Annotated in this window: 11 protein-coding genes and 1 pseudogene; 7 read left to right on the top strand and 5 right to left on the bottom strand. The window is 74.1% G+C overall.

Annotated elements, in window-relative coordinates:
• The first annotated feature begins 40 nt into the window (after nt 1–40).
• The 4 genes and pseudogenes from MCAG_RS23450 to MCAG_RS23435 all read left to right on the top strand — a co-directional run bounded on the left by MCAG_RS23450 (nt 41) and on the right by MCAG_RS23435 (nt 3713).
• A complete protein-coding gene (locus MCAG_RS23450; protein ID WP_007075462.1) occupies nt 41–739 on the top strand; it encodes a sigma-70 family RNA polymerase sigma factor in 699 nt (232 codons plus the stop codon).
• Nucleotides 736–1521 (top strand): anti-sigma factor, encoded by a 786-nt coding sequence (locus tag MCAG_RS23445; protein ID WP_007075461.1) that lies wholly within the window; start codon nt 736–738, stop codon nt 1519–1521. The genes MCAG_RS23450 and MCAG_RS23445 overlap by 4 nt, the downstream gene beginning before the upstream one ends.
• A 206-nt stretch (nt 1522–1727) precedes the next feature.
• Nucleotides 1728–2384, top strand: a complete 657-nt coding sequence (locus MCAG_RS23440; RefSeq protein WP_007075460.1) for a hypothetical protein — start codon at nt 1728–1730, stop codon at nt 2382–2384.
• A 404-nt stretch (nt 2385–2788) separates the two neighbouring features.
• Nucleotides 2789–3713 (top strand): annotated as a pseudogene (locus MCAG_RS23435) (DNA-3-methyladenine glycosylase).
• Between the two features lie 80 nt (nt 3714–3793).
• Here MCAG_RS23435 and MCAG_RS23430 read toward each other — a convergent pair.
• Nucleotides 3794–4006: a hypothetical protein gene (locus MCAG_RS23430; RefSeq protein ID WP_007075458.1), complete on the bottom strand. Its 213-nt coding sequence runs from the start codon at nt 4004–4006 to the stop codon at nt 3794–3796.
• Nucleotides 4007–4151: 145 nt separating this feature from the next.
• Between MCAG_RS23430 and MCAG_RS23425 the strand changes: the two genes are divergently transcribed.
• Together MCAG_RS23425 and MCAG_RS23420 are read left to right on the top strand one after the other, a co-directional pair.
• On the top strand, nt 4152–5264 hold the full coding sequence (locus MCAG_RS23425; protein ID WP_036377878.1) for an ATP-dependent DNA ligase: 1113 nt from the start codon (nt 4152–4154) through the stop codon (nt 5262–5264).
• A gap of 58 nt (nt 5265–5322) precedes the next feature.
• Entirely contained in the window at nt 5323–6885 is a 1563-nt protein-coding gene (locus MCAG_RS23420; RefSeq protein ID WP_369751381.1) for an alpha/beta hydrolase, read from the top strand.
• A 3-nt stretch (nt 6886–6888) separates the two neighbouring features.
• Here the strand turns inward: MCAG_RS23420 and MCAG_RS35785 are convergent, their stop codons facing one another.
• Nucleotides 6889–7371 (bottom strand): potassium channel family protein, encoded by a 483-nt coding sequence (locus MCAG_RS35785; RefSeq protein WP_007075455.1) that lies wholly within the window; start codon nt 7369–7371, stop codon nt 6889–6891.
• A gap of 74 nt (nt 7372–7445) precedes the next feature.
• On the opposite strand from MCAG_RS35785, the gene MCAG_RS23410 reads away from it, so the two are divergent.
• Entirely contained in the window at nt 7446–7898 is a 453-nt protein-coding gene (locus MCAG_RS23410; protein ID WP_036374904.1) for a GNAT family N-acetyltransferase, read from the top strand.
• A gap of 143 nt (nt 7899–8041) precedes the next feature.
• Here the strand turns inward: MCAG_RS23410 and MCAG_RS23405 are convergent, their stop codons facing one another.
• The 3 genes from MCAG_RS23405 to MCAG_RS23395 all read right to left on the bottom strand — a co-directional run.
• Entirely contained in the window at nt 8042–8740 is a 699-nt protein-coding gene (locus MCAG_RS23405; RefSeq protein WP_198141772.1) for an ABC transporter ATP-binding protein, read from the bottom strand.
• Nucleotides 8741–8778: 38 nt separating this feature from the next.
• Nucleotides 8779–9771 carry an ABC transporter ATP-binding protein gene (locus tag MCAG_RS23400; RefSeq protein WP_036374902.1) on the bottom strand — a complete coding sequence of 331 codons (993 nt, stop codon included), beginning with the start codon at nt 9769–9771 and terminating at the stop codon, nt 8779–8781.
• Between the two features lie 68 nt (nt 9772–9839).
• The coding region (locus MCAG_RS23395; RefSeq protein ID WP_157548612.1) for an FtsX-like permease family protein at nt 9840–10632 on the bottom strand (793 nt) is incomplete at its 5' end.

Below are 10632 nucleotides of genomic sequence, written 5' to 3'. Positions count from 1 at the left end.
GGGGGGTCGGGCTGATGTCATCGGACACCCGGAGGTCTGCATGCATGCGGTGGCGGCCGGCTGGCACGGCGACGCGGTGAGGGCGGACTGGATGTCCGCCCGCGCGCAGCCGCAGTCCCGCGCGTCCAGGTCGACCCGGGGGGTCGACGTGCACCCCGTCGACAGCCAGAATGGCCCGGTGTCTCCGCGACCAGCACCCGGGCGGCACCAGGCCGTGTCCACTGAGACCAGCCACTCGGACCAGTTGATCCGGCTGCTCTACGCCGAGCACGCCGGGCCGCTGCTGGCGTTCGTCATGCGGCTCACCGGCGGGGACCGGCAACGCGCCGAGGACATCGTGCAGGAGACGCTGCTGCGGGCCTGGCGCAACGCCCACCGCCTCGGCGCGCAGGGGCAGGGCTCGTTGCGGCCCTGGCTGGTGACGGTGGCCCGGCGGATCGCCATCGACGAGCACCGCAGCGAACAGGCCCGCCCGGCCGAGACGTACGACCGGGACCTGACGGCCTTCGCCGAGTCCGACAGCACCGACCGGGTGCTGCGCACGATGACGGTGGCGGACGCGCTGCGTACGCTGAGTCAGTCGCACCGGGAGATCCTGGTGGCGACGTACTTCCGGGGCCGGACGGTGCCGGAGGCCGCGGAGGAGCTGGGCCTACCGCTCGGCACCGCCAAGTCGCGGGTCTACTACGCCCTGCGCGCGCTGCGCACGGCCCTGCAGGAGAGGGGGGTGACGGAATGAGCCGGGCAGATCACATGGACGTCGCCGCGTACGCGCTGGGCGTGCTGGACGAGCACGACACCGAGCGGTTCGAGGAGCACCTCGCCACGTGCTGGGCGTGCGCCGCGGAGCTGGAGACGATGGTTCCCGTGGTGGGGCTGCTCTCCGACATCGACGGCGAGACGATGACCGCCCTGGAGCAGACCGCCACCGACCCGGCCCTGCTGGACCGGACGCTGGTCGCGGTCCGGGCACACCGGCGGCGGACCCGGTTCCGGCAGATGCTGGCCAGCGCCGCCGCCGTGGTGGTGTTCGGCGGGCTGACCGGGGTCGGCATCGCCAGCGTCGCCGGCGGTGACGCCCGGCCGCAGATCGGCGCGCAGCCGACGGGGTCCGCGCCGGTCGACGGCACGCCGAGCCCGGGGCGCAGCACCGACCCGAACGATCCGGGCACCGGCGGCAACGAGCAGGAGGGCGAGCCGTTCACGGCCGTCGACGCGAGCACCGGCGTCCAGCTCAACATGTGGCTGATCTCGAAGGACTTCGGCACCCGGATCGACTTCCAGCTCAAGCGGCTGCCGGGGCCGCGCACCTGCCGGCTGATGGTGGTCCGCAAGAACGACACCACCGAGGTCCTTTCGACCTGGTCGGTGCCCGGGGGCGGCTACGGCACCACCACCAATCCGTTACCGCTGGAGCTGAGCGGTGCCACGTCCGTGCCCAAGGACGACATCGCCAAGCTGGTGGTGCAGTCGGTGGACGTCAACGGGGTGGCCAGCCCGCTGGTGCAGGTACCGCTGTAGGAACGCGTACGCCGAATCGGCGTCGGCCGCTGTCGCGGCCGGTGCCGATTTTGCGTATTCGCAGCTCGCAGTAGGTTGCCCGGCGGTACGCACGGCGGCCAGAAATGGTTCAACCAAGAAAAGTGAAATTGACCACTGTTATTCCTTCAACCTTGACAGCCGGCCAGCCGTACTACTCGGCGAACTGCAAAGAATGAGGAGGGCACGTGGCACAGATGAAGCGGACCGTCATCGTCGCGAGCGCCATGGTCGCACTTACGGCCTGCGCTCCCGCAGGTTACGACGGGGCGAACTCGAGCGCGGCCGAGCCGGTCGCCGTCGCCGCGGCCGAACCCACTGCGGCAGTCGAACCGGAGGCCTCGGCCTCCCCTGACGCGGCGGCCACCGAGGCCCCGGACGCCGCGCCGCCGGCCGACGTCGAGCTGACCGACCAGCTGATCGGCAAGACGGTCGCCCGAATGGGCAAGGTGGTCACCGACGAGGAGGGCTGGGTCCTCTACCGGTTCGACAAGGACTCCGACGACCCGCCGGCGTCGAACTGCGTGGACAAGTGCGCCGAGGTGTGGCCGCCCGCGCTGACCGACGGCAGCCCGCAGCTCAACGGCGTCTCCGACGACAAGGTCGGCACCATCACCCGGCAGGACGGCACGCGGCAGATCACCCTGGGCGGCTGGCCGCTGTACCGCTACATCGGCGACAAGAAGCCGGGCCAGTGGAAGGGCCAGGGCGTCAGCGGCACCTGGTTCGTCGCCCAGCCCGACGGCAAGAAGAACCTCGAGTGCCTGCCGACCGGCACCCCGAAGGCGGTCGCCCCGCCGTCGTCCGGCGACGCGGGCGCGGCGGACTCCGGCTACTCGTACTGAACCCCGACAGACCCGGTGGTCGGTCGTAGTCGGGGAGGGCACGACCGGCCACCGCCGTGAACCGGACCGGCGTACCGGCAACGCCGCGTCCCGGCCGCGGCGCCGGCCCCCCGAAGGTGATGGGCCGGCGCCGCGATTCGCCGGACCCCCGGAGCGGAGTAGGGCGGTGGGCGCGCTGACGCCAGCCGCCGCGCCCACCGAGGTCCCCACCCCGCGCCCCTGGCCGATTCGGCCGCTCCGCTCCGGTCAGGCGGCACCGCCGACGCTCCCGCGTCGGCGGTGCCGCGCTCTGCGCCGTGGTCGCCCCTGCTGCGGCCCGGCGCGGACGCGCCTCGGGCGGCGGGCCGGCCGTAGCCCGGTGGGGCCAAGCCTCGGGCGACGGGCGTCGTGGCAGAGTGACAGGGGTGAGCGAACCCTCCGCCCGCCGGGCGCTGCGCCCGCCGGCCGGCTACCGGCTGGCGGCGTCGGTGCGGCCGCTCACCTTCAGCACGTACGACCCGTGCGCCCGGATCGCCGCCGGCACGTTCTGGTGGGCGGCCCGCACCCCCGCCGGCCCCGCCACGCTCGCGCTGCGCCCAGGCGGCGCCGGGGACCTGCTCGCCGAGGGGTACGGACCGGGGGCCGACTGGGTCCTCGAGCGGGCCGACGCCGTCGCCGGGCTCTCGCGACGACCTCACCGGATTCGCCGAGCGGGCCGCCGCGCACCCGGTGGTGGCCCGGCTGGCCGCGCGGCACCCCGGGCTGCGGATGCCGGCCACCGGTCAGGTCTTCCCCCGGGTGCTGCGGGCGATCCTGGAGCAGAAGGTCACCGGCACCGAGGCCTACCGGGCGTACGCGGCGACCGTGCGCCACTTCGGCGAGCCGGCACCCGGGCCGATGCAGCCGCTACTGCTGCCACCCGACCCGGCGGCGGTGGGCCGCCCGCGGCGTACCGGGTGTTCCACCCGTTTCGGGGTGGAGCAGAAGCGGGCCGACAACGTTGCGCCGGGGCCGCCGCCGAGGCCGGTCGGGCTGGAACGCTGTGTCGACGCCGCCGAGGCTACCCGCCGGCTGACCGCCGTGCCCGGCATCGGCCCGTGGACGGCCGCCGAGGTGGTGCGGATCGCGTACGGGGACCCGGACGCGGTCAGCGTCGGCGACTACCACGTGCCCAACACGGTGGCCTGGGCCCTGGCCGGCGAGCCGCGCGGCGACGACGCCCGGATGCTCGCGCTGCTGGAGCCGTTCCGGGGGCACCGTGGCCGGGTCTGCCTGCTGCTCGCCGCTGAGGGCGTGCAGGCCCCACGGTACGGGCCGCGGATGCCGATCCGCTCCTTCGCCCGGTACTGAAAGCCGGGCGACGGGACGTAGGTGAGCCCGGCCACCCGGCCGCTTTGCCTGTGCGGGGAGCGGGTGGACGCGGCCGGGGATCAGGCGGCCTCGTACAGGTCGGCCAGGGTGAGCGGGGTGAGGCGGCGCAGCAGCTCCTCCAGCTCGGCGACCGTGCCGACCTCGCCGAGCACGTCCTTTCCGCCGCCGAAACGGGCCGGATAGCGGCGCACCAGCCGGTACCGGTACCGGCCATGGATCAGCTCGACGCTGACCCGCCAGCGCCCGCAGCATCCGCAGACCCACTCCCGCACCCGGCGAAACTAGCTCTGACCTGGTGAAACACCATCCGGTCGCGGAGGCGGGGACGGGACGGGCGGGGACGGGTGGGGACGGGACTCCCCGCCACCGCCGGTGATCTGCCTCACGACTGTCGGTGGCGTCTGGTTGACTGTCGCCGTGGACCTGCCGATCAACCCGCCGGTCGAGCCGATGCTGGCCAAGGCCGTCTCGCGACTGCCCACCGAGCCGGGCACGACGTACGAACCGAAGTGGGACGGCTTCCGCTGCATCGTGTTTCGCGACGGCGACGAGGTGGAGCTGGCCAGCCGGGGCGGCAAGACGATGACCCGCTACTTCCCGGAGGTGGTCGAGCAGGCCCTGCGGCAGCTCCCCGAGCGCTGCGCCGTCGACGGCGAGCTGATCGTGATCCGGCGGGACGGCCCGGGCGGGCAGCCCCGGCTCGACTTCGAACTGCTCGCCCAGCGCATCCACCCCGCCGCGTCCCGGGTGAAGCTGCTGGCCGAGACGACCCCCGCCGACTTCGTTGCCTTCGACCTGCTCGCCCTCGACGACGAGCTGCTGACCGACCAGCCGTATCCGCAGCGCCGGGCCCGCTTGGAGCAGGCCCTGGCCGGGGTGCGCCCGCCGGTGCACGTCACCCAGGTCACCACCGACCTGGCCACGGCCCGCCGCTGGTTCGACGTGTTCGAGGGCGCCGGGCTCGACGGGCTGATCGCCAAGCCGGCCGACCTGCCGTACGAGCCGGGCAAGCGGCTGATGGCCAAGGTCAAGCACGCCCGCACCGCCGACGTGGTGGTCGCCGGCTTCCGCTGGCACAAGACCGGCCCGGTGGTCGGCTCGCTGCTGCTCGGCCTCTACGACGACGACGGCGTGCTGCACCACATCGGGGTCAGCTCCTCGTTCACCGCGGCCCGCCGCAAGGAGCTGCTGGACGAGCTGGAGCCGTACCGGGAGGCCGGCCCCGACCACCCGTGGGTGCACGGCGACCACGAACGCGGCCAGCGCATCCCCGGCGGGGTGAGCCGGTGGACGGGCACGAAGAACCTGGAGTGGGAACCGCTGCGCCCGGAGCTGGTCGCCGAGGTGGGCTACGACGCGATGGAGGGTGACCGGCTGCGGCACACCGCCCGCTTCGTCCGCTGGCGGCCCGACCGCGACCCCCGCTCCTGCGGCTACGACCAGCTCGACCGCCCGATCCGCTACGACGTCGACCAGGTCCTGCGCGGCGATCCGGCGGCGACGGCCGAGCCCGCGCCGGGCCGGGCGTAGCCTGAGGCGTCGACACGATCACGAGAGGCGCGCGCCGGTGACCCGCATTCCCGACCGGATCCGCCGGGCCCGGCTGGCCCTCGCCGGGCTCGTCGCGGCGGCCGTGGTCGCCGCCGGCTGCACCCTGCCGGCGTTCGCGCCGCGCACCGAGGGCGAGGGCCGGGCGGCACCGCCGGGCACCGCACCGACCTGGCGGGCCTGCCCGGAGGTCGCCGACGACCTCGTCGGCCGACGCGCGCCCGACATGCGGTACGAGTGCACCCGCATCGCCGTGCCGCGCAACTGGGGCACCGGCGGCGGCGCGACGGCCGGGCCGGGCACCGGGGAGACCTTCGAGATCGCCCTGCTACGGGCCCGCTCGACGAAGCAGCGCGACCGGATCGGCTCCCTGGTGATCAACCCGGGCGGTCCGGGCGGTTCCGGGGTGGACACCGCCGTCTACCTCTCCTTCGGCCCGACGTTCGGCGGCCTGCCCCCGTCGGTCACCGAGCGGTTCGACATCGTCGGCTTCGACCCACGCGGGGTGGCCCGGTCCAGCCCGGTGAAGTGCATCTCCGACGCCGACCTGGACGCCAGCTTCGGCTACGACCCGGACCCGGAGTCCCCGGCCTCCTTCGACGGCTTCGTCGCGCTCAACGAACGGATCGGGCGCGGCTGCGGCGACAAGTACGGCGACCAGCTCGCGCTCTACGGCACCGAGCAGGCCGCCCGCGACATGGACGCGGTGCGCGCGGCGGTCGGCGACGAGAAGCTGACCTACCTCGGCTACTCCTACGGCACCCTGCTCGGCGCGACGTACGCCCAGCTCTACCCGCAGCGGGTGCGGGCCCTGGTGCTCGACGGCGCGGTCGACCCGACGCAGGACCTGGTGGCCGGCTCGGAGAGCCAGGCGAAGGGCTTCGAGCGGGCGTTCGACAACTTCACCCGGTGGTGCGCGGCCAATGCCGGGCGCTGCCCGCTCGCCCCGGACGCCCGGGCCGCGGTGACCTCGGCGATCGACAAGGCGAAAGTCTCCCCCGTCAGGGCGGCGGACGGCCGGGAGGCCACCTCCGGCTGGGTCTTCTACGCGGTCATCTCCTCGCTCTACACGGAGTCGGGCTGGCAGGAGCTGGCCCACGCCATCAAGCGGCTGGACGACGGCAACCCCGGTGAGGTGTTCCGGCTCGCCGACGCGTACGCCGGGCGGGACGCCGACGGGAGATACTCGAACCTCTTCGACGCGAACCTCGCGGTCAACTGCGCCGACGAGGCGGAGAAGCCGGGTGTGCAGCGCATCCGTCAACTCCAGTCGCAGTGGCGTCAGACGTACCCGCTGTTCGGGCCGGCCCTCGCCGTCGGCATGCTCGGCTGTGCCGAGTGGCCCGGCGGGCGGGACCCGTACCCGACGGGGAAGGCCGTCGGCGCGCCGCCCATCGTGGTGGTGGGCACCACCGGTGACCCCGCGACGCCGTACGAGCAGACCGCGAAGCTGGCCTCGATGCTGGGCGTGGGCCGGGTGCTGACCTGGGAGGGCGAGGGGCACACGGCGTATCCACAGACGAGCTGCGTGACCGACGCGGTGGACGCGTATCTGATCTCGCTGACGGTGCCCCGAGAGGGGCTGCGCTGTCCGGCCCGGTGACGCTCACCTGCGGAACCTGCGGGACCTGCGCCCCCGCCGCCCGGGCGGCGGGGGCGGCGTGGGTTCGGGTGGCAGGGCGATTCCCTGCCGGGCCGTCAACTCCTCCAGCAGGGCCCGCATCCGCCGTACGTCGGCCTTCAGCTCCTCCTGCTCGTCGTGCTCGAAGGCGTCGTCGTCCACGATCAACTGGCTGGCGAAGTGCGCGGTGATCAGCGGGATGACCAGCAGCACCATGGTCGAGATGAGCAGCGCCGCGAGGGCACGGCCCGCCCCCGTGGTCGGGGAGATGTCGCCGTACCCGACGGTGGACGCCGTGACCACCGCCCACCACACCGAGTCGGCGGCGCTCTTGTTCTCCACGTAGCTGTAGATCACCCCGGCGACCACGATCATCAACAGGTACGACGTGATCAGCGTCCGGGGCGAGTTGGCGAACCAGACCAGGCCCCGGTAGATCCAGCGGAACGGCTGCAGCAAAACGTCCATGCCGCATCATGCTGCCCGGTTGCGGCAACCCGCCGCCGGGACATCGCCGGCTGTCGCTGTGCCAGGCTGACGTCATGCGCACAGTGATCTTCCGGGAGGCGGTCCGGGCCGACCTGCCGGCCCTCGTCGCCCTGCTCGCCGACGACGTGCTGGGCCGGGCGCGTGACGTCGCCGAGGTCGACGACGCGTACGAGAGGGCCTTCGCGGACATCTCCGCCGACCCCCGCAACCATCTCGTCGTGGCCGACGACGGCGGGGTCGTCGTGGGCTGCATGCAGATCACCTACATCCCCGGCCTCGGCCGCCACGGCGCCGAGCGGTCCCTCATCGAGGCGGTGCGGGTACGCTCCGACCGCCGGGGGCAGGGGCTCGGCCGAGAGATGATCCGCTGGGCGATCGACCAGGCCGCGCGGCGCGGCTGCGGGCTGGTGCAGCTCACCACGGACAAGACCCGCGCCGACGCGCACCGCTTCTACCTCCGCCTCGGCTTCGTGGCCAGCCACGAGGGCATGAAGCTCGCCCTCTGACGACCCCGCCACCTGACCCCCTGAAGGCAGAGCACCCACCCACCCCCTACCCTTGCCCACCTCTCCCGCCTCACCCGCCCCGCCCTCGGTGGGCCCGAGGGCTTGGGGCCGGGGGTGGGGTGGGAGGGCGGGAGTGGGGTGGGTCAGGGGGTGGTTAGGTGGCCGTCGCGGAGGGTGAGGGTGCGGTCGGCCAGGTCGATCAGGGCCGGGTCGTGGGTGGCCACCAGGGCAGTCATGCCGCGCGCGTGCACCACCGCGCGGAGCAGGTCCATGATGGACCGCCCGGTTTCCGAGTCGAGCTGGCCGGTGGGCTCGTCGGCGATCAGCAGGTCCGGTTCGTTGGCCAGGGCCCGGGCCAACGCCACCCGCTGCTGCTGCCCGCCGGAGAGCTCGTACGGCCGCTGCGCGGCCTGCCCGCCCAGCCCGACCAGTTCCAGCAGCACCGCCACCCGTTCCTCCCGCTCGGCGGCGGGCACCTTTGCCAGCCGCAACGGCACCCCGACATTCTCGGCGGCGGAGAGGATCGGGATCAGCCCGAAGGTCTGGAAGACGAACCCGACGGTGCCCCGGCGCAGCCGCAGCAGCTCCCGCTCGCCGGCCGCGCCGAGGTCGTGCCCGGCCACCCGCACCCGGCCGGAGTCGGGCCGGTCCAGCCCGCCGACCAGGTTCAGCAGCGTGGTCTTGCCGGCACCCGACCGGCCCCGTACGGCGACCAGCTCGCCCCGGCCGGCGGTGAACGAGACGTCCCGGACGGCGTGCACCGCGCGCTCGCCTCGGCCGAAGGTGCGACTCACCCTGTCCACCCGCACCACCTCCTGCGCCTCGACGGGGAGCACCGGCACCGGGGTGTGGGCGACGAGGGGGCCGGGTTGCTGCTCGCTCACGCGTCACTCCGTTCGGCATCGGTCCGGTTGCCGGGCCGAACCTCGACGTGGTCTGGTTCCAGGGTGAGCCGGACCCGGTCGCGCAGGGCCAGGGCGTCGACGAAGGACGCCGGCAGCTGCATCCGGCCGGCGCGGTCCAGCACGGCGTACTCCTCGCTGACCAGTTCCGTGCTGCCGTCCGCGCCGATCCGCGCGGTGCGGCGTACCTCCGAGGAGGTCCGGCCGTCGCGGATGGCGACGGTCCGGCGGACCTGGGTGGCCACGGCGTGATCGTGGGTGACCACCACGACCGTCACCCCCAGTTCCGCATTGATCTGCCGCAGCGCGGCGAAGACCTCCGCGCCGGTGGCCTCGTCCAGCTCGCCGGTCGGCTCGTCGGCGAAGAGCACCTCCGGGTCGTTGGCCACGGCCACCGCGACCGCGCAGCGCTGCTGCTCCCCGCCGCTGAGCTGCCCCGGCCGCCGCTCGGCGCAGTGACTGACGCCAACCAGGTCGAGCAGTTCCCGGGCCCGATCGCGGCGGGCCCGGCGGGAGCGCCGCCCGGCCAGCCGCATCGGTAGCTCCACGTTCTCCAGCGCGGTCAGGTACGGCAGCAGGTTGCGGCCGGTCTGCTGCCAGACGAACCCGGCCATCTCCCGGCGGTAGCTCAACCGGCGGCGGGCGGACATCGCGAGCAGGTCGTACTCGGCGACCCGGGCGATGCCGGCGGTCGGGGTGTCCAGCCCGGAGAGGATGTTCAGCAGGGTGGACTTGCCCGAGCCGGACGCGCCCACGATCGCGACCAGTTCCCCCCGGTCGATGACCAGGTCGAGGCCCTGCAACGCGACCACCTCGACCCCGTCGGTCTTGAAGATCCGCACCAGGCCGTCGCAGACGATGTGCCCGCGCAGCCGGTCGTGCCCGCCGGCCCGTTCGGCCGCCCGCTGCGCGGCCCGCCGCTGAAGGGTGGCCAGGTCCGGCGCGGCGGACGCCGCCACGGTGGCTGTCATCTCAACTTTCCTCTCCGAGCATCCCAATTCTCCTCTGCGAACACGTCGGGATTCCTCCCCCGAACACGTCAGCTCCCCTCCCCGAGCCGAAGCACCTCACCGAGGCGCATTCGGCGGTTGTTCACCGTCTCCACGGTGACCGCGAGGGCCAGCGCCAGCGCGCCGGCCGCCAGCACAGCCCCGACCAGGCCGGGGGAGAACGCGACCCGGACCGGCTCGCCGCCGGTGAACGCGGCCAGCCCGAGCACCGGGGTGAGTAGCAGGGGCAGCAGCGCCCCCGTCAGCGCGCCGGTGAGCAGCGCTGCGGCGACCAACGGCGTCAGCTCCACCAGCAGCAGCCCCCGCCACTGCCGGCGGGACAGGCCGAGGGTGCGCAGCCGGGAGAGCACCTGCCCCCGGGCCCGAGCCCCGGCGAGCACCGCGAAGGCGATCGCGAGCAGGCCGAACGCGGCGCCCCCGGCCGCACCGGCGGCGAACCCGAAGACCAGCAGGCCGTTCGCGCCGCCGCCCCCGAGCTGTTCGCGGGCGCCCTGCCAGGTGGTCACCTCCGCGCCGCGCGGTCGCTCCGCCGCGACGAAGCTGCCGCCGGTCTGGTAGCGGCGCTGGCCCTCGTCGCCCGCCTGCCGCAGCGCCTCGACGTCGAACCCGTCGCCGGAGACCAGGAAGGCCGTCGGCACCGGGCCGGTCGGCCCCGCGTCGGGCAGGGCCTGCCAGGGCAGCACCACGAACCGATCGACGTCGGCCGGGACCAGCGGGAAGTCGTCGGCCGTGTCGGCCACCCGGAACGGGTGGGCGCGCCCCTGCACGGACACCAGGGCCGTCCCGTCGAGGCCCGCACGGGCCAGTTCGGCGGCGAGCCCC

It is taken from the genome of Micromonospora sp. ATCC 39149, assembly GCF_000158815.1.
Classification (GTDB): Bacteria; Actinomycetota; Actinomycetes; order Mycobacteriales; family Micromonosporaceae; genus Micromonospora.
Note: the sequence above shows the minus strand (reverse complement) of the source record. Positions and strands in the feature narration are given on the sequence as shown.